The sequence below is a fragment of the Methyloversatilis discipulorum genome, from assembly GCF_000527135.1.
Taxonomy (GTDB): Bacteria; Pseudomonadota; Gammaproteobacteria; order Burkholderiales; family Rhodocyclaceae; genus Methyloversatilis; species Methyloversatilis discipulorum.
This window is the reverse complement of sequence record NZ_AZUP01000001.1, coordinates 4006769-4031992: the sequence shown is the minus strand read 5'-3', so window position 1 is coordinate 4031992 and position 25224 is coordinate 4006769. Positions and strand designations below refer to the sequence as shown.

Annotated in this window: 25 protein-coding genes; 11 read left to right on the top strand and 14 right to left on the bottom strand. The window is 67.6% G+C overall.

Annotation, left to right across the window (positions count from 1 at the left end; all coding sequences use genetic code 11):
- Positions 1–56 precede the first annotated feature (56 nt).
- Together METFAM1_RS0118785 and METFAM1_RS0118780 are read left to right on the top strand one after the other, a co-directional pair.
- Positions 57–626, top strand: a complete 570-nt coding sequence (locus METFAM1_RS0118785) for a DUF2062 domain-containing protein (protein ID WP_019917074.1) — start codon at positions 57–59, stop codon at positions 624–626.
- Positions 620–874: a hypothetical protein gene (locus METFAM1_RS0118780; RefSeq protein ID WP_019917073.1), complete on the top strand. Its 255-nt coding sequence runs from the start codon at positions 620–622 to the stop codon at positions 872–874. The genes METFAM1_RS0118785 and METFAM1_RS0118780 overlap by 7 nt, the downstream gene beginning before the upstream one ends.
- Positions 875–1097: 223 nt before the next feature.
- On the opposite strand, the gene lolD is transcribed toward METFAM1_RS0118780, so the two are convergent.
- Both lolD and METFAM1_RS0118770 read right to left on the bottom strand, forming a co-directional pair.
- A complete protein-coding gene (gene lolD / locus METFAM1_RS0118775) occupies positions 1098–1784 on the bottom strand; it encodes a lipoprotein-releasing ABC transporter ATP-binding protein LolD (RefSeq protein WP_019917072.1) in 687 nt (228 codons plus the stop codon).
- Complete coding sequence (locus METFAM1_RS0118770) at positions 1777–3021, bottom strand: lipoprotein-releasing ABC transporter permease subunit (RefSeq protein WP_019917071.1); 1245 nt, start codon at positions 3019–3021, stop codon at positions 1777–1779. Before METFAM1_RS0118770 ends, lolD begins: the two co-directional genes overlap by 8 nt.
- A 132-nt stretch (positions 3022–3153) precedes the next feature.
- On the opposite strand from METFAM1_RS0118770, the gene METFAM1_RS0118765 reads away from it, so the two are divergent.
- The 8 genes from METFAM1_RS0118765 to METFAM1_RS0118730 all read left to right on the top strand — a co-directional run bounded on the left by METFAM1_RS0118765 (position 3154) and on the right by METFAM1_RS0118730 (position 13661).
- Positions 3154–4146 (top strand): hypothetical protein, encoded by a 993-nt coding sequence (locus tag METFAM1_RS0118765; RefSeq protein WP_019917070.1) that lies wholly within the window; start codon positions 3154–3156, stop codon positions 4144–4146.
- 14 nt (positions 4147–4160) lie between these two features.
- The gene (gene recJ / locus METFAM1_RS0118760) at positions 4161–5852 is read left to right on the top strand and encodes a single-stranded-DNA-specific exonuclease RecJ (RefSeq protein WP_019917069.1); all 1692 of its coding nucleotides are present in this window, start codon (positions 4161–4163) and stop codon (positions 5850–5852) included.
- Between the two features lie 89 nt (positions 5853–5941).
- Positions 5942–7285 carry a M48 family metalloprotease gene (locus METFAM1_RS0118755; RefSeq protein ID WP_019917068.1) on the top strand — a complete coding sequence of 448 codons (1344 nt, stop codon included), beginning with the start codon at positions 5942–5944 and terminating at the stop codon, positions 7283–7285.
- 245 nt (positions 7286–7530) lie between these two features.
- Positions 7531–8658 carry a TRAP transporter substrate-binding protein gene (locus METFAM1_RS0118750; RefSeq protein WP_019917066.1) on the top strand — a complete coding sequence of 376 codons (1128 nt, stop codon included), beginning with the start codon at positions 7531–7533 and terminating at the stop codon, positions 8656–8658.
- 100 nt (positions 8659–8758) lie between these two features.
- The gene (locus METFAM1_RS0118745) at positions 8759–9358 is read left to right on the top strand and encodes a TRAP transporter small permease subunit (RefSeq protein ID WP_019917064.1); all 600 of its coding nucleotides are present in this window, start codon (positions 8759–8761) and stop codon (positions 9356–9358) included.
- A complete protein-coding gene (locus tag METFAM1_RS0118740; RefSeq protein ID WP_019917063.1) occupies positions 9355–11325 on the top strand; it encodes a TRAP transporter large permease in 1971 nt (656 codons plus the stop codon). The genes METFAM1_RS0118745 and METFAM1_RS0118740 overlap by 4 nt, the downstream gene beginning before the upstream one ends.
- Before the next feature lie 84 nt (positions 11326–11409).
- Complete coding sequence (locus METFAM1_RS0118735) at positions 11410–12711, top strand: MFS transporter (RefSeq protein WP_019917062.1); 1302 nt, start codon at positions 11410–11412, stop codon at positions 12709–12711.
- Positions 12708–13661: an AEC family transporter gene (locus METFAM1_RS0118730; protein WP_019917061.1), complete on the top strand. Its 954-nt coding sequence runs from the start codon at positions 12708–12710 to the stop codon at positions 13659–13661. The genes METFAM1_RS0118735 and METFAM1_RS0118730 overlap by 4 nt, the downstream gene beginning before the upstream one ends.
- 17 nt (positions 13662–13678) lie before the next feature.
- On the opposite strand, the gene METFAM1_RS0118725 is transcribed toward METFAM1_RS0118730, so the two are convergent.
- From METFAM1_RS0118725 to METFAM1_RS21095, 5 genes are all read right to left on the bottom strand, one after another.
- On the bottom strand, positions 13679–15658 hold the full coding sequence (locus METFAM1_RS0118725) for an AsmA family protein (RefSeq protein ID WP_024300845.1): 1980 nt from the start codon (positions 15656–15658) through the stop codon (positions 13679–13681).
- Between the two features lie 35 nt (positions 15659–15693).
- Positions 15694–16020, bottom strand: a complete 327-nt coding sequence (locus METFAM1_RS0118720; RefSeq protein WP_019917059.1) for a BON domain-containing protein — start codon at positions 16018–16020, stop codon at positions 15694–15696.
- Positions 16021–16209: 189 nt separating this feature from the next.
- Positions 16210–16839 carry a phospholipase D-like domain-containing protein gene (locus tag METFAM1_RS21105; RefSeq protein ID WP_019917058.1) on the bottom strand — a complete coding sequence of 210 codons (630 nt, stop codon included), beginning with the start codon at positions 16837–16839 and terminating at the stop codon, positions 16210–16212.
- A gap of 63 nt (positions 16840–16902) precedes the next feature.
- Positions 16903–17622 (bottom strand): phospholipase D-like domain-containing protein, encoded by a 720-nt coding sequence (locus METFAM1_RS21100; protein ID WP_019917057.1) that lies wholly within the window; start codon positions 17620–17622, stop codon positions 16903–16905.
- Between the two features lie 8 nt (positions 17623–17630).
- Entirely contained in the window at positions 17631–17783 is a 153-nt protein-coding gene (locus tag METFAM1_RS21095; protein ID WP_019917056.1) for a hypothetical protein, read from the bottom strand.
- Positions 17784–17975: 192 nt separating this feature from the next.
- Between METFAM1_RS21095 and METFAM1_RS0118705 the strand changes: the two genes are divergently transcribed.
- Complete coding sequence (locus METFAM1_RS0118705; RefSeq protein ID WP_019917055.1) at positions 17976–19430, top strand: NAD-dependent succinate-semialdehyde dehydrogenase; 1455 nt, start codon at positions 17976–17978, stop codon at positions 19428–19430.
- 7 nt (positions 19431–19437) lie between these two features.
- Here METFAM1_RS0118705 and METFAM1_RS20705 read toward each other — a convergent pair whose 3' ends face one another.
- The 7 genes from METFAM1_RS20705 to METFAM1_RS0118670 all read right to left on the bottom strand — a co-directional run bounded on the left by METFAM1_RS20705 (position 19438) and on the right by METFAM1_RS0118670 (position 24927).
- Positions 19438–19626: a heavy-metal-associated domain-containing protein gene (locus METFAM1_RS20705; RefSeq protein WP_027490961.1), complete on the bottom strand. Its 189-nt coding sequence runs from the start codon at positions 19624–19626 to the stop codon at positions 19438–19440.
- 19 nt (positions 19627–19645) lie between these two features.
- Positions 19646–20347 (bottom strand): queuosine precursor transporter, encoded by a 702-nt coding sequence (locus METFAM1_RS0118695; RefSeq protein ID WP_019917053.1) that lies wholly within the window; start codon positions 20345–20347, stop codon positions 19646–19648.
- A 74-nt stretch (positions 20348–20421) separates the two neighbouring features.
- A complete protein-coding gene (locus METFAM1_RS0118690; protein WP_019917051.1) occupies positions 20422–20769 on the bottom strand; it encodes a GvpU-like protein in 348 nt (115 codons plus the stop codon).
- Positions 20770–20859: 90 nt separating this feature from the next.
- Positions 20860–21384, bottom strand: a complete 525-nt coding sequence (locus METFAM1_RS0118685) for a hypothetical protein (protein ID WP_019917050.1) — start codon at positions 21382–21384, stop codon at positions 20860–20862.
- A 137-nt stretch (positions 21385–21521) separates the two neighbouring features.
- Entirely contained in the window at positions 21522–21755 is a 234-nt protein-coding gene (locus METFAM1_RS0118680) for an NAD(P)(+) transhydrogenase (Re/Si-specific) subunit beta (protein ID WP_019917049.1), read from the bottom strand.
- Between the two features lie 52 nt (positions 21756–21807).
- Complete coding sequence (gene pntB, locus METFAM1_RS0118675; RefSeq protein ID WP_019917048.1) at positions 21808–23226, bottom strand: Re/Si-specific NAD(P)(+) transhydrogenase subunit beta; 1419 nt, start codon at positions 23224–23226, stop codon at positions 21808–21810.
- 66 nt (positions 23227–23292) lie between these two features.
- Entirely contained in the window at positions 23293–24927 is a 1635-nt protein-coding gene (locus tag METFAM1_RS0118670; RefSeq protein ID WP_019917047.1) for a Re/Si-specific NAD(P)(+) transhydrogenase subunit alpha, read from the bottom strand.
- Positions 24928–25224: the final 297 nt, after the last annotated feature.

Genomic DNA, 25224 nt, shown 5'->3' with positions numbered 1-25224 from the left:
CACGCCCCGTCGGCTCGTCTTGACGCTACGCTGTGCGCGACGACCCGCCCCCACCCATGAAAAAGATCATCCGCAGTTACCTGCCCGACACCGAAAGCCTGCGCCGCAACCGCTGGCTGGCGCCTTTTGCCGATACGCTGGGCCACCCGCGCCTGTGGCGGCTGAACCGACACAGCTGCGCCGGCGGCGTCGCGGTCGGCCTGTTCGCCGGACTGATCCCCGGTCCGCTGCAGATCCTGAGCGCCGCCCTGCTGTCGGTGCTGTTGCGGGTGAACCTGCCGCTGGCGATGGTGGTCACCTTCTACAGCAACCCGCTCACCATCGTGCCGCTGTACGCGGTCGCCTGGGCCTACGGCCGGCTGGTGATGCCGCTGCTCGGTCTGCAGATGCCGGAGGGCGCGCAGTTTCACGCGCCGGTCATTCCGGACGACGCCGGTTTCAGCGGATGGATGCACGCGCTGGCCGACTGGTTCTTCGCGCTCGGCGAGCCGCTGCTGATCGGACTGCCGCTGCTGGCGCTGACGCTGGCCGGACTCGGCTATGTCGCCGTGCTCGGCAGCTGGCGCTGGCACCTGGTGCGCAACTGGCGCCGCCGGGCCGAAAGACGGAAGACATCCGGATGCTGACGCCAGAGCAGTTCGCGCTCTACCAGCGCTTCGGCGGTGACCTCGACGCCCGCACGCGGATGGCACCGGACACGCGCGCGCTGCTGCCGGACGCGGAGTGGGCGCTGATCGACGAACTGCGCGTGCAGATCGCCGTGCTCAGGTCGGGTCGCGCGTCGGAAGCGTTCGCGATGACGGTGCGGCTGCGGCTGGACGAGATCGCCGACGCCGATCTGCGCGCGGCCTTGTGGGGCAGCGCGCAGCCGTAGCGCCGCGCACCTTCGCCCGCCGTGTCGCGGTCAGAAGACCGCTCCCACAGGGGTGATGCGCCTAGTCCACGACCCGAGCCTGCGCAGGGTTTTGTGGGAGGGGTCTTCTGACCCCGACAGCCGCCTTTATCGAAGCCCGCGGAGGCGGAGGCCGTGTCGCGGCCAAGGCCGCTGCCACAGAAGGCGCGTCTGCGGCCTTCCCGCAAGGCCGCCGCAGAACCGCTCAGAACCGGCCGTCCACCAGCCGCACCGTGCGGTCGGTGCGCGCCGCCAGCCGCTCGTCGTGGGTGACGATGACGAAGCTGGTGCCGCGCGTGCGGCTCAGCGTCAGCATCAGGTCGAACACGCCATCGGCCGTCCTGCTGTCGAGATTGCCGGTCGGTTCGTCGGCCAGCACGCAGGCCGGCTGCGTCACCAGCGCGCGCGCGATGGCGACGCGCTGGCGCTCGCCGCCCGACAGTTCACCCGGCTGGTGCTCGACCCGATGCGCCAGCCCGACTTCGGCCAGCATGGCCGCCGCGGCTTCGCGCGCCTGGGCGCGCGTCTGCCGGCGGATCATCAGCGGCATCGCCACGTTGTCCAGCGCCGAAAACTCGGCCAGCAGGTGGTGGAACTGGTAGACGAAACCCAGCGCGCGGTTGCGCAAACTGCCGCGCGCCGCCTCGCCGAGCGAGGAATAGTCCTGACCGAGCAGCGTCACGCTGCCCGCGGTCGGCACGTCGAGCCCGCCCAGCAGATGCAGCAGCGTGCTCTTGCCGGAGCCGCTGGCGCCGACGATGGCCACGCGCTCGCCGCGCATCACGTCCAGATCGACGCCGGACAGCACCGGCACCTCGACCTTGCCCTGGTGGAAAACCTTGGTCAGCCCACGGCAGCTCATCACGATGTCACTGAGCACGATGTCACTCATAGCGCAGCGCCTCCGCCGGTTGCACGCGCGACGCGCGCCAGCTCGGGTACAGCGTGGCGACCAGGGTCAGCACGCCGCCGATCAGCGTCACCGTCACCACGTCGCTCATCAGGATTTCCGACGGCAGTTCGGGAATGAAATACACCTCGGACGACCACAGCGACACGCCGACGATCTTCTCGATGGCCGGCACCACGACGTCGAGATTGGCCGCCAGCAGCACGCCGCCGGCGACGCCGAGCAGCAGGCCGAAGCCGCCGATGATGGCGCCCTGCACGACGAATACCGCCATCATGCTGGCCGGGCTGGCGCCCAGCGTGCGCAGGATGGCGATGTCGGCCTGCTTGTCGGTCACCACCATGATGAGCATGGACACGATGTTGAAGGCCGCCACCGCGACGATGAGCGACAGGATGATGAACATCATGTTCTTCTCGATCGCGATGGCGCGGAAGAAGTTGGCGTGCTGGCGGGTCCAGTCGCCGACCAGCAGCTCCTGACCGGACAGCTGGGCGTGCAGTTCGCGCGCCACGCGCGGCGCGTCGAACAGGTCGCCCAGCTTGAGCCGCACGCCGGACACGCGGTCTTCCATCCGGTACAGCGTCTGCGCGTCCTGCATGTGGATCAGCGCGAGGCTGGCGTCGTACTCGAAATGGCCCGCCTCGAACACGCCGACCACGGTGAACTGCTTGAGCCGCGGCAGCACGGCGGCCGGCGTCACCAGCCCCTGCGGCGCGATCAGCGTCACCTTGTCGCCCAACTGCACCTGCAGCGCGCGCGCCAGTTCGATGCCCAGCACCACGCCATAGCCGCCGGGCTGCAGATCGGTGAGCTTGCCGGCGCGCATGTGCTGGCTGAAGTCGGCCACGCCGTCCTCGGCCGCCGGCAGCACGCCGCGCACCATGGCACCGCGCACTGTCTGGTCGAAGGACAGCATGGCCTGTTCGCTGACATAGGGCGCGGCTGCCTTGACCTCGGGATTCTTCAACACGGCGTCGGCCACCTGCTGCCAGTCGGCCAGCTCATTGTCGTAGCCGGTCACCTGGATGTGCGAGGCGACGCCGAGGATGCGGGTGCGCAACTCCTTCTGGAAGCCGTTCATCACCGACAGCACGGTGATCAGCGCTGCCACCCCGAGCGCCAGCCCGAAGGTGGAGATCAGGGAAATGAAGGAAATGAAGCCGTTGCGCCGTTTCGCCCGCACATAGCGCAGGCCGAGCAGGATTTCGTAGTTCATGGGGTCGGCATGGTACCGGATGGCGGCCGCGCGCCCGCCAGGGATGATGCGGCAGCGCCGTGTCGGATTGCGCCGACCGGGCACCGGCCAGTCCCCCGCGCGGCGTGCCGCAAGCCGGGTAAACTCCCGGCCATGTCCCTGCATCTCGTCCTCCCCGGCCTGCTCTGGCCGTCGACTTCACCGCTGCCGCCCCCCCGCACCCCGGCGCTGTCGCTGCTGCTGGGCCGAGGTCGCCGGACCTCACGGGCCGCGCGGGCGCCCGAACACCTGCTGGCCGAGCTGTTCGGCCTCGACGAGCGGGCGCCGCTCGGCGCGCTGCGCTGGGCCGGCACCGGCGAGCCGGCCGACACCCGCTGCTGGCTGGCGGCCGACGCTACCCATCTGCGCTTCGCGCGCGACGCACTGATGCTGACCGACCGCCCGGACGTCGCCCCGGACGCGCAGGAGGCCGCCGCGCTGGCCGCGTCGTGGAACGCCCACTTCGCCAATGTCGGCTGGCTGCACCTGCCGGCCGGCGGCCACGGCCACCTGTCGCTGCTGGAGCCGCTGGACGTCGACACGGTGCCGCCGGGCGCCGCGCTCGGGCGCAAGATCGACGCCTCGATGCCAGCCGGCCGCGACGGCGCGAAGCTGCGCCAGTGGATGAACGAGACACAGATGCTGTTCCACGCCCACCCGGTCAACGTCGCACGCGAAGAAGCGGGCCGGCCGGCCATCAACAGTCTGTGGTTCTGGGGCGCCGGCAGCCTGCCGGTACGGGCCGACATTCCCTGCATGCAGCTGTGGGCGGACGACGCGCTGGCGCACGGCCTGGCGCACGCCGCCGGCGTGCGCGCCGCGCCGCTGCCGGACAAGACCGGCGTCGCGCTGCAGGAAGGCAATCTCGTGCTGCTGCAGCACGCGCTTGCACCGGCCCTTTACCTGGACGCCGCAGCGTGGACTGAGGCGGTCGAAGCACTCGACCGCGACTGGATCGCGCCGGCGCTCGACGCGCTGCGCCGCGGCGACGTGCAGTCGGTCACCGTGCGCCTCAGCGGCGACGAAGCCGCCGTCGCCGTAACCACCGAACGCCGCGACCTGTGGAAATTCTGGCGCCGCCCGCTCCCCCTGACCCCTAGCCCCTAGCCCCTAGAAAACCAGTGACCCTCATCCTCAACCGCCCCATCCCGGCGCGCAGTTCTGCGCTGCTCGAACAGCAGGGCATCCATCCGCTGCTGGCCCGGCTCTACGCCGCGCGCGGCGTGCAGGACCGCAGCCAGATCGACTATTCGCTGAAGGCGCTGCTGCCGCCGGACGCGCTGACCGGCACCGCCGAAGCGGCGCAGATGCTGGCCGACGCGATCGAGGCCGACGCGCGCCTGCTCATCGTCGCCGACTACGACTGCGACGGCGCCACCGCCTGCGCCCTCGGCATCCGCGCGCTGCGGGCGATGGGCGCCAACGTGAGCTATCTGGTGCCTAACCGCTTCGAGTACGGCTACGGGCTGACGCCGGAAATCGTCGATCTCGCCGCGCACGCGGAGCCGGACATCATCATCACGGTGGACAACGGCATCGCCAGCGTCGAGGGCGTGGCGCGTGCCAACGAACTGGGCGTATCGGTGCTGGTGACTGACCATCACCTGCCGGGCGACGAACTGCCGCTGGCCGACGTCATCGTCAACCCGAACCAGCCGGGCTGCGCCTTCCCGAGCAAGGCCATTGCCGGCTGCGGCGTCATGTTCTACGTCATGCTGGCGCTGCGCGCCGAACTGCGCCGGCGCGGCGCCTTCGCCGGCCGCGAGGAGCCCAACCTCGGCAATCTGCTCGACCTGGTCGCGCTCGGCACGGTGGCCGACGTGGTGAAGCTGGACCACAACAACCGCGTGCTGGTGACCCAGGGCATGCAGCGCATCCGCGGCGGCAAGCTCACGCCGGGCCTGCGCGCACTGTTCGCCGCCGCCGGCCGCGAGCCGGAGCGCGCCACCTCCTTCGATCTCGGCTTCGCCATCGGCCCGCGCCTGAATGCGGCCGGCCGGCTGTCCGACATGTCGCTCGGCATCGAATGCCTGATCACCGACGACTTCGCGCGCGCGCTGTCGCTGGCGCAGCAGCTGGACGCGATGAACCGAGAGCGGCGCGAGATCGAACAGGGCATGCAGGAAGAGGCGGAAGCGCAGCTGGCCGGCATCGACATCGGCGAATCGAAATCGCTGGCGCTGTTCCACCCGGACTGGCACCAGGGCGTGATCGGCATCGTCGCCTCGCGCGTCAAGGAGCGCGCGCACCGGCCGACCATCGCCTTCGCGCGCGGCAACGAGGGCGAAATCAAGGGCTCCGGCCGCTCGATACCCGGCCTGCACCTGCGCGACGCGCTCGATCTGGTGTCCAAGCGCGAACCGGGCCTGCTCATCCGCTTCGGCGGCCACGCGATGGCGGCCGGCCTGACCGTGCACGAGCACGATTTCGAGCGCTTCCGTGACGCCTTCGAACAGGCAGTCGCCGACATGGTGGAACCTTCGGCGCTCACCCGCACCATAGAGACCGACGGCGCGCTCGAAGCGTCGCTGATGAACCTGCACGCGGCGACACTGATGGAAGCCGAAACCTGGGGCCAGGGCTTCCCGCCGCCGGTATTCAGCGACCATTTCGAAGTGCGCAACCAGCGCCTGCTGAAGGACAAGCACCTGAAGCTGTCGCTGGCGAAGGACGGTAACGTGTTCGACGCAATATGGTTCAACCGCGCCGAACCGCTGCCGGCGCGGGTGACCGCAGCCTACCGGCTGGACATCAACGAGTACCAGGGCGTGCGCCGGGTGCAGCTGATGGTGGAACACGCCGAACCGGCCTGATCAGGACAAAGCGCCGGCGCGACCTTGCCCTGTCAGCGGCGGCGATCTTCCGGCGTTATCGCTGAAGACCTCAACGAAGGACGACGACCATGTCTCACGACCGCTTTTTCCGCCGCGAAATGAGCCGCCGCGACTTCCTGTGGCTGTCCGGCATCGCCGGCGCCGCAGTGACGCTGCCGCAGCTTTCCGGCTGTGCCACCGACCCGATCACCGGCCAGCAGGTGCTGGTCGGCCTGTCCGAGCAGGACGAGATCGGCATCGACCGCAAGCACTCGCCGCAGCAGTTCTCGTCCGACTACGGCGCAGTTCAGGACGCCGAACTGAACCGCTACGTGAACGACATCGAACTGTCACTGGCCAAGAACACGCATCGGCCCGATGTGCCCTACAGCGCGCGCGTCGTGAACGCCAATTACATCAACGCCTACACCTTCCCCGGCGGCAGCATGGCGTGCACGCGCGGCATCATGCTGGACATGGACAGTGAGGACGAGCTGGCGGCCCTGCTCGGCCACGAGACCGGACACGTGAACGCGCGCCACAGCGCCAAGCAGGCCGGGCGCACGATGATGGCCCAGGTCGGCGCGACGGCGGTCAATGTCGCGGTGGCGATGTCTGACTACCGCGGCGCAGCACCGCTCGCCAACATCGCCACCCAGGTCGGTGCCAGCGCGCTGCTGGCCGGCTATTCGCGCGCCGACGAACGACAGGCCGACGCACTGGGGATGGAGTACATGACGCGCGCCGGCTACAACCCGGACGGCATGGTGAACCTGATGGACATGCTGCGCAGCCAGCACAAGGAAAAGCCCAGCCTGCTGCAGACCATGTTCTCGTCGCACCCGATGTCGGACGAGCGCTACGCCACCGCCGAGCGGGAAGCGCTGGACACCTACGGCAGCCTGCGCAACAAGAAGCTGTCGCGCGAGCGCTATATGGACCACACGGCAGGCCTGCGCAAGCTCGCCCCGGCGATCAAGTCGCAGCAGGAAGGCGAGTCGCTGATGGCGAAGAAGTCACTGGACGACGCCGAAACGCGCTTCGCGCAGTCGCTCAAGGTCGCGCCGGACGACTACTGCGGCAATGTGCTGATGGGCAAGTGCCTGCTGGCGCAGAAGCAATACGCCGACGCCGACCGCCACTTCGCGCGCGCCGCCGAGGTGTATCCGGGCGAGGGTCAGGCCATGTACCAGCGCGGCGTGTCCAAGCTGGCGCTGGGCCGGGCGCCGGAAGCGCTGGCCGCCTTCAACGCCTACGACCGCGTGCTGCCGGGCAACCCGACCACGCTGTTCCTGAAGGGCGTGGCCTACGAAACGATGCAGGACAAGCGCGCCGCCAGCCAGCACTACGCGGCCTACATCCGCAGCGGCAGCAAGGACGCGCAGGCCCAGTTCGCCTTCCAGCGGCTGCAGGCCTGGGGCGTCGTCAAGTAGTCCGACGCAGGCAGCGACGAGGATCTGCATACATTTGTGTCGGACACCGGATGCGCGCGGCCATGCGGTCGCACGCCGCCGCGCCGCAGCGCGGGAAACGGTCATTCCGGCGTCACGCTGCAGTGCGCCTTGTGACGGATTCCCGGCAGGGTTAGCATCGCGCGGCATCGTTTTTTGTCCGTTGCGGGCAACCCCCTGTAGCGGACAGTACGAAGCACCCACCACCACGAGGAGGAGCATCAACCATGTCTGAACAGAACAAGACGCAGTCGGGCCGTCGTAACTTCCTGGCCAAGGCTGCAGGCACCGCCGCCGGTACCGCCGCCATCGCCTTCCCCAGCATTTCCGTCGCCCAGTCCCCGGTCACCCTGCGTTTCCAGTCGACCTGGCCGGCGAAGGACATCTTCCACGAATTCGCACAGGACTACGCCAAGCTGGTCAATGACATGTCCGGCGGCCGCCTCAAGATCGACGTGCTGCCCGCCGGCTCGGTGGTGAAGGCCTTCGATCTGCTGGACGCGGTCAACAAGGGCACGCTGGACGGCGGCCATGGCGTGATCGCCTACTGGTACGGCAAGAATTCGGCGCTCGCGCTGTGGGGCTCCGGTCCGGCCTTCGGCATGGACGCCAACATGCTGCTGGCCTGGCACGAGTTCGGCGGCGGCAAGGCGCTGCTGGACGAGATCTACAAGAGCCTGAACATGGACGTCGTGTCCTACATGTACGGCCCGATGCCGACCCAGCCGCTGGGCTGGTTCAAGAAGCCGGTCACCAAGGCCGAGGACATGAAGGGCCTGAAGTTCCGCACCGTCGGCCTGTCGATCGACGTATTCACCGACATGGGTGTGTCGGTCAATGCGCTGCCGGGCGGTGAAATCGTGCCGGCGATGGACCGCGGCCTTCTCGACGCTGCCGAGTTCAACAACGCCGCCTCCGACCAGGTGCTCGGCTTCCCCGACGTGTCCAAGGTGTGCATGCTGCAGAGCTTCCACCAGGCCTCGGAACAGTTCGAAATCCTGTTCAACAAGAAGCGTCTGGAGTCGCTGCCGGCCGACCTGCGCGCCATCATCGCCAACGCGGTGCCGGCCGCTTCGGCCGAAATGTCGTGGAAGGCGATCGACCGCTACTCCACCGCCTACCAGGAAATGCAGGAAAAGCAGGGCGTCAAGTTCTACAAGACGCCGGACCCCATCCTGAAGGCGCAGCTCGCCGCCTGGGACAAGGTGACCGAGAAGAAGGCGGCCGAGAACCCGATGTTCAAGAAGGTGCTGGAATCGCAGCGCGCCTTCGCCCGTCGCACCGCGAAGTGGCAGAACGACACGACGGTGAATTTCAAAATGGCCTACGACCACTTCTTCTCGAAGAAGGGCTGAGGCCGCACCGCTGCAAACGAGCCGGCGTCTCCAAAAGGGGCGCCGGCTTTTTTGACTCCAAAAGAAAAGGACGGGCACCCACAGGTGTCCGCTTGATGCCATGCAGAAACTTCTCCTGCGCGTAGACCAGTTCAACACGCTGGTCGGTCACGCCTTCGCGTGGACCATAGTCGGGCTCACGCTGCTCATCACCTGGGAGGTGTTTTCGCGCTACGTGCTGAATTCGCCTCACGCCTGGGTGTTCGACGCCACCTACATGCTCTACGGCACGCTGTTCATGATGGCCGGTGCCTACACGCTCGCCACTGGCGGCCACGTGCGCGGCGACGTGCTGTACGGCTTCTTCCGGCCGCGCACGCAGGCCACGCTGGACCTCATTCTCTATTTCTTGTTCTTCATCCCCGGCGTGCTCGCGCTGTGCTGGGCGGGCTGGGACTTCTTCAGCGAGTCGATGGCGATCAACGAACATTCGTCGGTCACCTCCGATGGCCCGCCGATCTATCCGTTCAAGGCCATCATCCCGCTGGCCGGTGCGGTGCTGATGCTGCAGGGCGTGGTCGAAATCCTGCGCTGCATCGTCTGCATCCAGCAGGGCGAATGGCCGTCGCGCACGCACGACGTCGAGGAGGTCGATGTCGAGAAACTGCGCCACATGGTGCATGCCGATCTGCCTGAAGGCAGCGAAGGAGCGTCCAAATGAGAAAGGAACTCCGTTTCGGCTTCGGCCTGATGGCGATCATCATCGCCGCCACGGCCATCCTGATGCCGGCGCCGTCCGAATGGACCGGCGGCCACCTCGGCCTGCTGATGCTGGCGCTGGTGGTGGTGGCCATCATGCTCGGCTTCCCGACCGCCTTCACGCTGATGGGCATGGGGGTGCTGTTCTCCTGGCTGGCCTACCGGATGCAGAACCCGGACATCGCCACCCAGCAGACGCTGGACCTGATGGTGCAGCGCGCCTTCTCGGTCATGACCAACGACGTGCTGATCTCGATCCCGCTGTTCGTGTTCATGGGCTATCTGGTCGAACGCGCCAATCTGATCGAGAAGCTGTTCAAGAGTCTGCACCTGGCGATGGCCCGGCTGCCCGGTTCGCTGGCGGTCGCCACGCTGGTGACCTGCGCCATCTTCGCCACCGCCACCGGCATCGTCGGTGCGGTGGTGACGCTGATGGGTCTGCTGGCGCTGCCCGCCATGCTGCGCGCCGGCTATGACGTGCGCCTGTCGGCCGGCGTGATCACCGCCGGCGGCTGCCTGGGCATCCTGATCCCGCCTTCGGTCATGCTCATCGTCTATGGCGCGACCGCCGGCGTGTCGGTGGTGAAGCTGTATGCAGGCGCCTTCTTCCCGGGCCTGATGCTGGCCGCCCTCTATATGCTGTACGTGATCCTGGTGGCCAAGCTGCGCCCGGACATGGCGCCGCCGTTGCCGGACGCGGAGCGTCACGTCGAACTGCCGCCGTCGACGGCAGGGGTGGCGAAGCAGTATGGCCAGCGTGCACTGCCGGCGCTGCTGGCTGCGCTCAAGGGCCCGCGCAACGCCGGCGTGGCCACCGGCACGATCATGCGCCAACTGCTCGTGACGCTGCTGCCGCTGATCGCGGTCGCGGTGGCGCTGGTGTCCATACACGGCAACCTCACGAAGGCCGACGCGGTGGCCGACGCGCTGCCCGACAGCCTGCAGTCCTTCGACAGCGACTACTCGGGCGGCGATCTGGCCGAACCGCCGGCCGACGACGGCGGACTGCAGGAACCGCCTGCAGCCGACGGCCTCGCGGAACCGCCGACGACCGGCGGAGATCTGGCGGAACCGCCGGGTGTCGAGCCGACCGTCGCCGAGCCCGCTGCGCCGTCGCTGGCTGAGCCGGCGGCCGCCGAGGCCAAGGCCGCGCCGGCAGAGGTGGCCGAGGCGAAGTCTGCGCCACGCAGCTTCTGGATCGCGGTTGCGGTGTGTGCGGTGCTGATGTTCGCCTACTACGCGATGCTGAGCTTCGAGCGGCTGGAAATCTTCAAGATGCTGCTGTCGTCCTTCTTCCCGCTGGCCATCCTGATCCTGGCGGTGCTCGGCACCATCGTGTTCGGCCTGGCGACGCCGACCGAGGCCGCGGCGATCGGCGCCTTCGGTGGCGCACTGCTGGCGGCGGCCTACGGCCAGCTCAACTTCGGCGTGGTGAAGGAATCGGTGTTCCTGACCGCCAAGACCTCGGCCATGGTGTGCTGGCTGTTCGTCGGCAGCGCGATCTTCTCGGCCGCGTTCGCGCTGCTGGGCGGACAGGAGCTGGTAGAGAAGTTCGTGCTGGCGCTGGACCTGACGCCGATCCAGTTCATGATCCTGGCCCAGTTCATCATCTTCGTGCTGGGCTGGCCGCTGGAATGGACCGAAATCATCGTCATCTTCATGCCGATCTTCATCCCGCTGCTGGCGCACTTCAACATCGATCCGCTGTTCTTCGGCCTGCTGGTAGCGATCAACCTGCAGACGGCCTTCCTGTCACCGCCGGTGGCGATGTCGGCCTTCTACCTGAAGGGCGTGGCGCCGCCGCACGTGACGCTGAACCAGATCTTTGCCGGGATGCTGCCCTTCATGGGCATACAGGTGATTGCACTGATCCTGCTCTACCTGTTCCCGGGCATCGGCCTCTGGCTGCCCAACTATCTGTACAACTGATCGCAACGGTACAGATCAGGGTGTTCTGACGACGACGGCGCTGCGGCGCCGTCGTTTTTTTGGCCGCAACGTAGAATCGGACCGATGCTTTCCGCCGAACACACCCGCCTGCTGATCCGCCTGCGCTGGACAGCCTTCTTCCTGCTCGCCGGCGCCTATGTGCTGGTGTTCTTCCACCGAACGGCACCTGCCGCCATCGCCAGCGAACTGGCGCGCGACTTCAACGTCGGCCCGGCCTCGCTCGGCGCGCTGGCATCCAGCTATTTCTGGATCTACATGGTGATGCAGATCCCGACCGGGGTGCTCGCCGACACGCTCGGCCCGCGGCGCATCGTTGCGCTCGGCGGCGTCATCGCCGGCATCGGCTCGATCACCTTCGCACTGGCCGACACGCTGTGGGTCGCAGTGATCGGCCGCACGCTGGTCGGCCTCGGCGTGTCCTTCCCCTTCATCGCCCTGCTCAAGATCAACGCCGCCTGGTTTCCCGAGAGCCGCTTCGCCACGCTGAATGGCGTCACCATGTTCATCGGCAATCTGGGCGCCGCGAGCGCGGCGCTGCCGCTGGCCTGGGTGGTGACCCTGGTGTCGTGGCGCACGGTGTTCGTGGCGCTGGGCCTGCTGTCCATGCTGCTCGCACTGGTCACCTGGCTGCGCGTACGCGACCGGCCGGAGGACGCCGGGCTGCCCACCATGCGCGAGCTGGACGGCAAGCCGGCGCATGCGCCGCTGCCGGTCGGTGACTGGCGGGCCGGGCTGCGCCAGGTCGCACGCAACCGCGCCAGCTGGCCGGGGCTGTTCGTCAACGCCGGCATCGCCGGCAGCCTGTTCTCCTTCGCCGGCCTGTGGGGCGTGCCCTATCTGATGGCGGCGCACGGCATGGAACGCGCGGTCGCCGCGCAGCACACCACGCTGCTGCTGGTCGTGTTCGCCTGCAGCTGCCTGTTGATCGGCCGGCTGTCCGACCACCTGCGCCGACGCAAGCCGGTCATGCTGAGCTATGCCGCGCTCTATGTCGCCGGCTGGCTGCCCTTCGCGCTGGCCGACGGCGCGCTGCCGCCGCTGGCGACCTATGCCGCGTGCGCGCTGATCGGCGCCTCGGCTGCCGCCTTCTCGCTGACCTGGGCCTGTGCCAAGGAAGTGAATCCACCGGCGCTGTCCGGCATGGCGACCAGCCTGGTCAATGTCGGCTGCTTTCTGGGCGCCGCCTTGCTGCAGCCGCTGGTCGGCTGGGTGATCGAACTGTATTCGCCGTCCATCGCCGAAGCGACGCACGAGGCGGTGACCATGGGCATACGCGTGCTCGCGCTGGCTGCGCTGGGCGGCTTCGTCGCTGCCTGCTTCGTCCGCGAAACCGGCGGCCGCAACCTGACGGAATCGCACGGATGAACGCGCTGATCGGCCTGATGGTGCAGGTGATGCTGCCGCTGTCGCTGCTGGTGGCGGCCGGCGGCTGGTGGGCGGCGCGCATGGGCGAAGGACGCGATGCCGACGTGCTGCGCGCGCAGCTGAACCGGCTGGTGCTCTACGTTTTCTACCCGGCCATCCTGTTCGCCGTGGCGGCCAGCACGCCAATCAGCCTCGACCTGTTGACCGTGCCCTTCCTGGTCGGCCTCGGCACGCTGGCCAACGGCGCCCTGCTCTACCTGCTGCTGTGGAAGACGCGGCTGGGTGCGGGCCTGCACGACACCACGCGGGCCGCCATCATGCTGGGCGGCATGTTCGGCAACACCTTCAACGTCGGTGCGCCGGTACTCGAGTTCTTCTTCGGCAACGGCGCGATGCGCTACGCCATCTTCAACGACATGTTCATGACCATGCCCTTCGTGTGGACGCTGGGCGTGTGGATCGCCACCCGCCTCGGTTCGCACGCCGAAGGCGAGCGGCCGGACGTGTTGCGCACCGTGCTGATGATGCCGCCGATCTGGGCTTTCGTGCTCGGCCTCGGCGCCCAGTACACCGGGCTGGCCTACCCGCCGCTGGTGCAGGCGGCACGCTTCATCGGCCAGGCCGCGATTCCGGTCATCATCTTCGTGCTCGGCATGACCATTCCGTGGCGCCGCCTGGTGCCGCGCACCGAAATCCTGGTCGCCTCCGGCGTCAAGCTGCTGGTCGCGCCGCTGCTGATCTGGGGGCTGGTGCTGCTGGTGTCGGACACCCCGAACGAGGCGCAGCGTGCCTCGCTGGTCGAGTGTGCCACGCCCACCTTCATGACCTCGCTGCTGCTGGCCGAGCGCTTCAAGATCGACGCCGCCGCGTCGGCGCTGCTGATCGGCTGGAGCACGCTGCTGTTCTGGCTGTCGCTGCCCTTGCTGATGGGGCTGGGCCTGTTCGGTTGACACTCGCCGTCGGCGTTTTACCGTCGGGACGGCGTGCTGCAGCGGGTCAGGGCAGACTTTGCGTCGTCGTCGCCTGGATCGATCAGCGGCAGCAGCGCGGCCAGCGGGTTCACCAGTGCCAGCGCCGCCGCCGGCAGCAGACGGGCCAGCAGAGGGCCTTTTTCGAGCGACACCTCAGGCTGGGCGAAACGGCCGGTGATCCGCACCGGCGTGCGCAGGCTGAGCGGCGAGACGTCCTTCGGCGCAGCGCGCGCCACCAGGTCCAGTCTTTCGTCGACCAGCGACAGCGAACCGTCGACGCCGAGCGTCGAATCGGCCGTGTCGACGCGCGCGCTCGCGACCGTCACACGACCCTTGCGCGCCTGCAGATCAGCGACACCACAGGTCACCGGCAGCGCGGCGTCGCCGCTCAGCATGACGCCCAGCGCCTGGGCGACGTCGATGCCGGCCGCTTCGACCGCCAGGTGCGACACGCGGCCCTGCGTCCACACCAGCGCCGCATGACCGTCGGACGACGCCAGCAATTCGGCGGTTGACCGCCCCTGACCGCGCAGCTCGATACGTCCGCCGACGCGTCCGGCGACGTACGGTGGCGCGTCTGCGGTGCGCGGCTGACGTATCCACTCCTCCAGCCGCAGCCCGCCGCCGCGCAACTGCACGTCCCACTGCGCAATGTCGGCACGTCCGTCGAGACCGATGCGACCGGTGAGCCAGCCGTGCGCCAGTCGTGCTTCGATGTCGCGGATGTCGAGCACGCCATCGGCAAGACGCAGGCTGCCGCGCAACGGTGCGATCGCCTGCAGCGCGTCGCTGCCCGATTCGAAGCGCTCGATGTCGATGCGTACGTCGGCGTTCATGGCGCGCAAGGACGGCAGATCGAAGCGGCGGTCCGGCAACACGCGTCCGTTGCGTCGCGCGGGGGCTTGCTCGCCCGCCGGTACGCCCACCGCCGGGCCGAGATCGGCCAGCCAGAGTACGCTGCCATTCAGTGTGCCGCCCAACCAGGGCACCCGGTCGCGCCCCGTTTCATAGCGGAACTGGCCGGCCAGCCGGCTGCGGCCGATCCTTGCGGTGTCGATCGCCGTCTGCCAGGCATCGGGCTTGCGCTGCAGTCTGCCCTGCAGCGAGAACGCGGGGGTCGATGGCAAGGTCATTGCGAGGGCGTCGCCCAGCGCCGCGAGCGAAGGGCCGCTCACCGAGTAGCGCCCGTCCAGTCCGCGCTGCGTCAGCAGATCCTGCACACGACCGTCGAATGACAGTGCGGCACGACCAAGCTTCAGCGCCAGCGTGACCGGCACTGCCGGCACGTCGTCTTCGCCGGACAACCAGGGCAGCGTGGATCCGGTGCTCAGGGTCGCCGTCAGCAGCGACTGGCGATAGCGGCCGTCGACGCTCGCCCGGATGCCACGGTCGTCCCGCGCATCTCCGGCCCGCTCGCTGCCGTCGCGCATCGAGAAGTTCGCCGTCACGGCCAGCGCGAGCGGCGCGTCGTCGACCACGAGTCGCCCCCGCGCCACCTCGACACGTGCGGGCTGCACCCAATCCAGCAGTGGTCGGGCCGGTTCATTGTCCGTTCGCTCGAACTGCCAGCTGGCGCGGCCGTCATCGCCGCGGACGAGGTGAAGGTCCAGACCTTCGGCAACCAGGCTTTCGATGCGCAGCGGCGCACCGCGCAACATGCGGAACACGTCCGTGTAACGCAGCTTCAGACGGGCTTCGCGGGCATCCATCAGCGCCGGCTGCGGCGCCCATTCCGGACCGCCGATGCGCAGACGGTCGACGCGAAGGTCGATGCCACCGAGAAGTCGAAGCGCGAAGGTGTCGCGTCCGCCAAGGTCCACCGGACGCGCGGTTGCAGCCGTCAGCCAGCGCTCGGCCGGCTCCGCCAGAAAAAACCAGCCACGCCATTCGCTCCATGCGAACAGCGTGGCCAGCAGACAGCAGGCGGCGAGGATGAGGCGGCAGGCCAGGCCTGCCGCGGTGGAACGCGCACTCATCTGCCTCTCCGGCTCGCCGCGTTCCCGCTCAAGCATCAGCCGTGCTTGGCGCGAATCTGGATCGCGTTCTTGACCGATTTGGCGCCCTTGACGCCGCGCGCGATGCGCTCGGCCTCGGCCTTCTCGGTAGCGTCCTTGGCGAAGCCGGACAGCATGACCTCGCCATTCAGCGTTTCGACGCTGATGGCCGACGCGTCGACGGCCTTGGATTCAACGAACTTGGCCTTCACCGACGCGGTGACGGTCGCGTCGTCGATGTACTCGCCGACCGAGGACTGGTCGCGCGTGACGGCGCAGCCCGGCAGCACGGTCAGGGCAGCCAGGGCGGAGAAGGCGGTGGCGAGCATGAGATTGGAACGCATGATGGGGACTCCCTTGTGATGAACGCTGGTCGCCGGCTGCGACCGCTGCGCAATGAACGGAATCGATCCTGGCGGTGCCCGGTGCGGACAGGCACGCATGCATCCGTCAAGTCGATGACTGCAGTCTAGGGGGGACGCATCGGCCGGCCCGTCGGACAAGCGCCGTCCGCCGTGTAGGACAGCGCCGGCCTACCACCAGCGTTCGAACAACCGCGCCGCCCGCTCCTGCAGACGCGGCCACAGCGGTCGTCTGCGCCAGGTCTGCGCGTCGATGGTCTGCGACGCGGCGACGTCGCGCTCGAACATGCGCGTCATCGCGTCGCCGAAGTCCTCGCCGAACACCACCGCATTGACCTCGTTGTTGGCGACGAAACTGCGCCAGTCCATATTGCTGGAGCCGACCGTCGACAGCACGCCGTCGATGACCGCCGTCTTCGAGTGCAGCACCGCGTCCTGCAGTTCGTGGATGCGCACGCCGGCGTCGAGCAGTTCCTGGTAGTAGCTGCGGCCGGCATGCAGCACCGGCGAGAAATCGCTGACCGACGGCAGCACCAGCTGCACATCGACGCCGCGTCGTGCCGCGTCGGCCAGCGCATCGACCATGTCCTGTCCGGGTGAGAAGTAGGCCATGGTCAGATGCACGCTGCGGCTTGCGGCGTCGATCGCGGTCAGCAGCATGGTGTAGATGCGGTTCTGCCCGTCGTCCGGCGACGACGGCACGATGCGCACGGCGTGCGGGCCGGCGGCCTTTGCTGCCACCGGCGCGATGGGCGAATGCAGCGCCGGCTCGCAGTGCTGGCTGCGCCAGGTGTCGCGCACCAGATCGTCGAGCGCCGCGGCGGCCGGGCCGCGCAGTTCGATCTGCGTGTCGCGCCAGCCGTTCTATTCCGGAGTGCGCGCCTGTCGGCCGAAGGAACCGGAAGCGTAGACGGCGCTGATGTTGATGCCGCCGGTGTAGGCCACGTCCCGATCGACCACCAGAATCTTGCGATGATCGCGGTGGGTGATGTCCTGGTAACGGCGCTTGCGCAGCGGCGACAGCGGATTGAATTCGCACACGGCGACGCCCGCCGCGCGCAGCACTTCGAAATAGTCGCCACGGGTACCGATGGAGCCGACCGCATCATGGATCAGCGCGACCGACACGCCCTCGGCACGTTTGCGCACCAGCAGCGCGGCGAGATCCTGCGCAATCTTCGCGTCGTCGATGATGTAGCTTTCGAGCAGGATGGAAGTGCGCGCACGCGCGATCGCGCTGAACATCGCATCGAAGGTGGCCGGCCCGTCGATCAGCAGACGGGCGGCATTGCCTGCGTACAGGTCCACGTCACCGAATTCCGCCATCGCGGCGAGCTGGCGCTTCAGCGGCGACGCACCACCCTCGCGCCCGATGCGCTCGATCAGCCGCGCGCGCTGATCGTGGTCAAGGCGTCCGCGCGGTCCGGTCACGTCCATCTTCGCAACCACCTGGTGCGCTGCCGGAGCCGGGCCTTCTGCCTTCGTCTGCAGCGTGCGCTCAGACGGCAGCGACGCCACGCATCCGGCCGCGCAGATCGCCAGCGCCGCAAGCAGCGGCCGGCCGCGACGCTTCGACGCGCACATGACCGTGGTCAGCGCTGCAGCGGGCAGGCAGCTGCAGGCAGCTGCAAGGACGGGATGAGGAAGGGCAGCGCGCATTCGCAGCCCCACAGCGCCTGCACGTCGTCGTTGTCGGCAGGGGGGCGGAGCATCGGCTGTTCGAGTTCTGTCGTCATGCTGTTCATCGGCGATCTCCTCTGGAAGCGATTCGACGGTGGCCGCGTTGCCGCGTCGTGCAGCCACTGTACGGAGCACGGACGCCGCATCGTGTCGGCGGAGACCGGGCCGCGTGTAGGAATTCATCCCAGCGTGCGTGCGCGACCGTCGTTCGCTGGGACAATCAAGGTACTTCCCTGCGCAACGCCCGACCCGATGCCATGCTGCTGAACGATTCATCGCTGCTGCACACCCACTGCCTGATCGCTGGCCTCTGGACGCACGCCGACGACGAAGGCGTGATCGAAGTACGCAATCCGGCCAGCGGTGCGCTGCTGGCGACCGTGCCGCGCTGCGGTGTCGCGGAAACACGGCGCGCCATCGACGCCGCCCACGGCGCACAGCCCGCCTGGCGCGCGCTCGGCGCACACGAGCGCGCGCACCGGCTGCGTGCGTGGTTCGCGCTGATCAACCAGCACGCCGACGATCTGGCACGGCTGATCACCGCCGAAGGTGGCAAGCCGCTGAGCGAGGCGCGCGGCGAGGTGCGCTACGGCGCCTCCTTCGTCGAATGGTTCGCCGAGGAGGCGAAACGCACTTACGGTGAAACCATCCCGTCGCCGGATCCCGGCCAGCGTCTGCTGGTGATCAAACAGCCGGTCGGCGTCTGCGCAGCGATCACGCCGTGGAACTTCCCGCTCGCGATGATCACGCGCAAGGCGGCGCCGGCGCTGGCTGCCGGGTGCACCGTCGTGCTCAAGCCGGCCGAGGCGACACCGCTGACTGCGCTGGCGCTGGCCGATCTGGCCCAGCGCGCCGGCGTTCCGCCCGGCGTGCTTAATGTCGTCACCGGCGAGCCGGCCGACATCGGCGGCGAGCTGTGCGCGCATCCGTGGGTGCGCAAGCTGTCCTTCACCGGATCGACCGCGGTCGGGCGTCTGTTGATGACGCAGTGCGCGCCGACGCTGAAAAGACTGTCGCTCGAACTGGGCGGCAATGCGCCCTTCATCGTGTTCGACGACGCCGACCTGGAACTCGCGGTCGACGCGGCCATCGCCGCCAAGTACCGCAACAGCGGCCAGACCTGCGTCTGCGTGAACCGCTTCATCGTGCAGTCGGGCATACACGACGCGTTCGCCGCGCAACTGGCCGCGCGGACAGCGCAGCTCAAGGTCGGCGACGGCATCGAGGACGGCGTACAGCAGGGCCCGCTGATCAGCGCCGCGGCGGTCGTGCGAGTCGAGGAGCAGGTGGCCGACGCCATCGCGCGCGGTGCCACCGCACTGTGCGGCGGGCGCCGTCATGCGCTCGGCGGCAACTTCTTCGAACCGACGGTACTGGTCGGTGCCCGGCCGGACATGTCGCTGGCGCGCGAGGAAACCTTCGGGCCGCTCGCGCCGGTGTTCCGTTTCGACCGCGAGGACGAAGCGATCGCACTCGCCAACGACACGGAAGCCGGTCTCGCCGGCTACTTCTTCACGCGCGACATCGACCGGGCGTGGCGCGTCGCCGAAGCACTGGAGTGCGGCATGGTGGGCATCAACACCGGCCGGCTGTCGAACGAGGCGGCGCCGTTCGGCGGCATCAAGCAGTCAGGCTTCGGTCGCGAAGGTTCTCGCTACGGCATCGAGGAGTATCTCGACATCAAGTACCTGTGCTTCGGCGGCGGCCGTTGAGCGCGGATCAGACCGCGTCGTAACCGGCTGCCTCGACCGTCTCCAGCAGCCGCTCCCGCGCGAGCGCCGCGTCGTGCTCGATCTCGGCGTCGCCGTGTTCGAAATGCACGGTCACACGGTGGACGCCCGGCAGCGCAGCAAGAGCGCCTTCGAGGCCCGCCACGCATTTCCGGCAACTCATGCCGACGATGCGGATGCGTGTGCGCGAGCTTGCCTCAGGCGCGCAGCGAGAAGGGGTTGAAGTCGGTGTCGCGGTCATAGTAGTCCTCGTTCTCGGCCCGCTTCAGCCAGGCGACGATGCGATAGGTGAGCGGCGTGAACGCGACTTCGACCCCGACCTTGGCGACGAACTGGGCAAGCATGACGGCCGGCAGCTGTTCGTCCGGAATGATGCCGGTTCCCCAGAAGGCGAGCGGGTAGAACAGCAGCGAATCGACGCCTTCGCCGAAGATCGTCGAGCCGATGGTGCGCATCCACAGCCAGCGCCCGGCCATCCACAGCTTCATTTTCGCCAGCACGAAGGAATTGACGAATTCGCCGCAGCAGAAGGCGACCAGCGACGCGATGGATACGCGCCACGCTGAACCGAAGGCGACTTCGTAAGCCTGCTGGTTGTGCCAGAACGGCGCTGGCGGCAGCGCCACCACCACGGCGGCCATCGCCGAAGCGAAGGCCAGCGCGGCGAAACCGGTCCAGATCACGCGACGCGAACGCGCGTAACCATAGACCTCGGTCAGGATGTCGCCGAACACATAGCTGATCGGAAAGAACAGCACGCCGGCGCCGAAGGTGAGCGTGCCGAGCAGCGGCGCGTCGAACTGCGCGATCTTGGCTGGGCCGATCAGGTTGGAACAGACCAGCACGGTCACGAAGGCGACCATGACCCAGTCGTAGTAGCGGTACTGACGTGCAGCCATGTGCGCGGCCCGATGAATGCAGACCGCGATTGTGCATTGCCACAAGCGGTCCGTCAGCCTGGACCGCGCAGGACTCAGACGCTTTCGAGGAAGCCCAGGTGGAAAGCCGACACGCGGTCCAGACCGATGCGGCAGACGACCGATTCGTTGGCCGGCACCGGGTCCTGTCCCGGCGTGAAGTACATCGCGTCACGCAGATGGATGAAGGCACGCGCACCGTCGTCCGCCGGCGTGCCCGCCGCCAGCGCGTCCTTGATGCCCTGTTCGATCGAGGTGGTCAGGATGTGGTGCTGCATGTACTGCGCCCGGCTGATGACGAAACCGGAAATCAGGAAGCCATCGACCACCAGCGTGACCGCCGTTTCCATCTTGGTTTCGGATTCAGCGAACTTGACGATGAGTTCGAGTATCGGGTCTTGCATGGCGCCTCCTTGATGAGGGGGTTGTGATCTGCTTCTGCTGCATCCCAAGAGTACTCCGCAGCAGCACGCAGAACCATCAGCCCGGAAAGCTCAGGCTGACTGGCTCTCGTCGGCGTCGGCTTCAGGCGGTGGCGGCAGGATGAAGGCGGCTAAGCGACGGGCCTGCGTCACCATGATCACACCGACAGCCAGCTGTGCCAGTGCCGCGATTCCACTTGCGTGTGCATCGGCGGTCAGGTTGCTCAACTGATAGCCATTCCTCACAAAGTGCGCTGCGCTGATTGCATAGGTCAGGGCGGGCTCGAGCGCCTTGAGCCCGATTACCGCCAGTCCGACCGTCACGCAGGCAACGACGATCACCTGTTGCCCGTTCAGCGTGAGCCGATTGTCGTGCAGGGTACGCGGCACGAGGCGATGCGCAAGCGCCATTGGGAACAACCACATGAACACGGCAATGACCGAAAAGAGCGCGGCGGACATCAGGTACAGCTCGTTCATGTCGGCATTGCTGCTGTCGCGCAAGGCATACGCGATGCCGAACATCTGGATCACCCAGACGCCCAGCCAGACGGCGAAGAGTCTGACCGCGAGACCGACGATCTGTTGTGGGGTCATCGAAAAGGACCGGGGCGGAAGAATAGCGCTGATTGTCATATGACGGACGCGCACCCACAAGCAGTTTTCCGGCAGCCAGGATGAAAAAAACGCGTACCGCTCTCGCGGACACGCGGTTTTTCCGGAGCGACGACGGGTCAGCTGAGGGCCTTGATATGGTCGATCATTTCCGCCACCCCGCCCTGTGCCGAGCCGTAGCAGAGGCAGCAGTTGTCCTCGAAGAACAGCGCGTTCTCGATGCCGGAACAACCGGCGCCCTTGCCGCGCTTGATCACGATGACGTACTGCGCCTTGTCGGCATTGAGAATCGGCATGCCGTAGATCGGGCTGGTCTTGTCGGTGCGGGCGACCGGGTTCACCACGTCGTTCACCGATCACCAGCGCCACGTCGGGCCAGGCCTTCCGGCCCGACACTGTGTCCGATCAACCCTTGAGCGCCACCAGGATCTCGTCGAGCATCTTCTTGGCGTCGCCGAACAGCATGCGGTTGTTGTCCTTGTAGAACAGCGGGTTGTCCACGCCCGCGTAGCCGCTGGCCATGGAGCGCTTCATGACGATGCTGGTGCGGGCCTTCCAGACTTCGAGCACCGGCATGCCGGCGATCGGGCTGGTCGGGTCGTCCTGCGCGGCCGGGTTGACGATGTCGTTGGCGCCGATGACCATGGCCACGTCGGTGTCCGGAAAGTCCTCGTTGAGTTCGTCCATTTCGAAGACGATGTCGTAGGGCACCTTGGCTTCGGCCAGCAGCACGTTCATGTGGCCTGGCATGCGGCCGGCCACGGGGTGAATGCCGAAGCGCACGTTCACGCCCTTCTCGCGCAGGGTGCGGGTGATCTCGAACACCGTGTGCTGGGCCTGGGCGACGGCCATGCCGTAGCCGGGAACGATGATCACGTTCTTGGCCTCGCGCAGCATCTCGGCGGTCTCGGTGGCGCTGACGGGCGTCACCTCGCCCTGGGGCTCGGCGGCCGCGCCGTCGGCCTTGGCGGCCGGCGCGCCTGCGCCACTGCCGAAGCCACCGGCGATCACGCTGATGAAGTTGCGGTTCATCGCGTTGCACATGATGTAGGACAGGATGGCGCCCGATGAACCGACCAGCGCACCGGTGACGATCAGCAGGTCGTTGCTGAGCATGAAGCCGGTGGCGGCTGCCGCCCAGCCGGAGTAGCTGTTGAGCATGGACACGACCACCGGCATGTCGGCTCCCCCGATGGCCATCACCATGTGGATGCCGAACAGCAGCGCCAGCACCGTCATGATGATCAGCGGGGTCATGCCGTCGGCGACGCTTTCGGCACGGATGAACTCGCGGCCGTACCAGATCACCACAAGCAGCGCGATCAGGTTGAGCCAGTGGCGCGCCGGCAGCAGCAGGGGCTTGCCGCCGATCTTTCCGTTGAGCTTGCCGAAGGCAATCAGCGAACCTGAGAAGGTGACCGCACCGATGAGGATGCCCAAGTAGATTTCGACTTCGTGGATGGCTTTCTCGGCACCTTCGAGTTGAAGCGACGTGTCGACATAGCTGGCGAAGCCGACCAGGCAAGCGGCCAGACCGACCAGGCTGTGCATCAGCGCGACCAGCTCGGGCATCTGGGTCATCTTGACCGCTTTCGCGGCGTAAAGGCCGACGCTGCCGCCCACCACCAGCGCGCCGACGATCCAGGGAATGCCGGCGGGTGAAACGCGCGGCCCGAAGACCGTGGCGAGCACGGCCAGCGCCATGCCGACCATGCCGTACAGATTGCCGCGGCGCGACGATTCCGGGTTGGACAGGCCGCCCAGACTGAGGATGAACAGGATGGCGGCTCCGAGGTAGGCCACCGTGGCAAGGCTTTGGGACATGGGTGTCTCGTCTCTTTCTTGTCTTGATCGGTCGGGGACGGAGCCGAAGGTCCGTCCCCAGGGTCCTTACTTCTGGAACATCGCCAGCATGCGGCGCGTCACGGCAAAGCCGCCGAACATGTTGATCGCGGTCAGCACGATGCCGGCGAAGGCGAGCCAGAGGATGAGCTGGTCTGGTCGACCGTTCGCACCGGCATCAGGTGGCGCGATCTGGATCAGCGCACCTATGACGATGATGCTGGAAATGGCGTTGGTCACGCTCATCAGCGGCGTGTGCAGCGCGGGCGTGACGTTCCAGACCACCATGTAGCCGATGAAGCAGGCCAGCACAAACACCGTGAAGTGGCCCAGGAACGCGGCCGGCGCGAACGAACCGATGGCCCAGAACGCCAGAGCCCCCAAGGCGAAGATGATGGCCAGCGTCTTGGCGGGCATCGGGCCGCCGGGACCGTGCCCATGACCGCTCTTCTTCTCAACCGCTGCGGCGGCCGGCTTGGGCGCAGGCTTCGGAGCGGCGGCGATGGGCGGGGCCGGCCAGGTGATCTCGCCGTCCTTGATCACGGTCAGGCCACGGATGGCATCGTCGTCCATGTTGACGTTGATGACGCCGTCCTTGGTCTTGCACAGCTCTTCGGTCAGGCGGAACAGGTTGGTGCCATAAAGCGTGGACGACTGGCGTGCCATGCGTGAGGCCAGGTCGGTGAAGCCGACGATGGTCACGCCATGCTTGACCACGGCCTTGCCCGGTTCGGTGAGTTCGCAGTTGCCGCCCTGTTCGGCCGCCATGTCGACGATCACGCTGCCGGGCTTCATGCTGCGCACCATCTCGGCCGTGATCAGACGGGGTGCAGGCTTGCCCGGAATCAGCGCGGTGGTGATGATGATGTCCACCTCGCGTGCCTGCTGCGCGTACATCTCGCGCTGCGCGGCCTGGAAGCCTTCGCTCATGACCTTGGCGTAGCCGCCGCCGCCCGAGCCCTCTTCCTCGTAGTCGACCTTGACGAACTCGCCACCCAGCGAGACGACCTGGTCGGCCACCTCGGCGCGGGTGTCGTTGGCGCGCACGATGGCGCCCAGGCTGGCCGCCGCACCAATGGCGGCCAGGCCGGCCACACCGGCACCGGCAATGAACACCTTGGCCGGCGGCACCTTGCCCGCGGCGGTGATCTGGCCATTGAAGAAGCGCCCGAAGGCGTTGGCCGCCTCGACCACCGCGCGGTAGCCGCTGACGCCGGCCATGGAGGTCAGCGCGTCCATCTTCTGCGCGCGGCTGAGGGTGCGCGGCAGCGCGTCGATGGCCAGCACGGTGACCTTTTTCGCCGCCAGCTGCTGCATCAACTCCGGGTTCTGCGCCGGCCAGACGAAGCCGATCAGGGTCTGCCCTTCGTGCATCAGCGCCACCTCGTCGGCGGTCGGCGGACGCACCTTGAACACGATGTCGGCGCTGCTCCACAGCTCGGTCGCAGAGCCGGCGATGCTGGCGCCCGCTTCGCGGTAGGCGGCATCGGACAGGTCGGCCAGATCACCCGCGCCGGTCTCCACGACCACGCCAAAACCCAGCTTTGTCAGTTTGGCCACCACGTCTGGCACGGTGGCCACGCGCTTTTCACCCGGGAAGATCTCTCGGGGGACGCCGATGCGCTGCGGCGTGGGGGCTGCCGCGCTGGCCGCGGCGTTGTCGTTCGATGCGCCAGTAGTCATGGGTAGGTCCTCGCTCGATTTGTTGGAATTCGGTCAGTTGCTGCGCGATGGCGCATCAGGGGGCAGAAGCAGTGGCGGAACCGTCAACCTGCCCCGAACACTGCAGACGCTGTCCGTCGCGGCCTTGTGCAGTTGACGCCCCCAGCGCACGCTGGCGGCGGACACGCCCGTCGGCAGCGGCTCTGTCCGCACATGACCGGTCCGGCGACAGGCGCATGACTGCCCGCTCGGAGCACCTGCCGGTGCGCCTTCTCCCGCCTTCCGGATCGCGCAGTCTAGCGTGTCGGGCTTCACGGC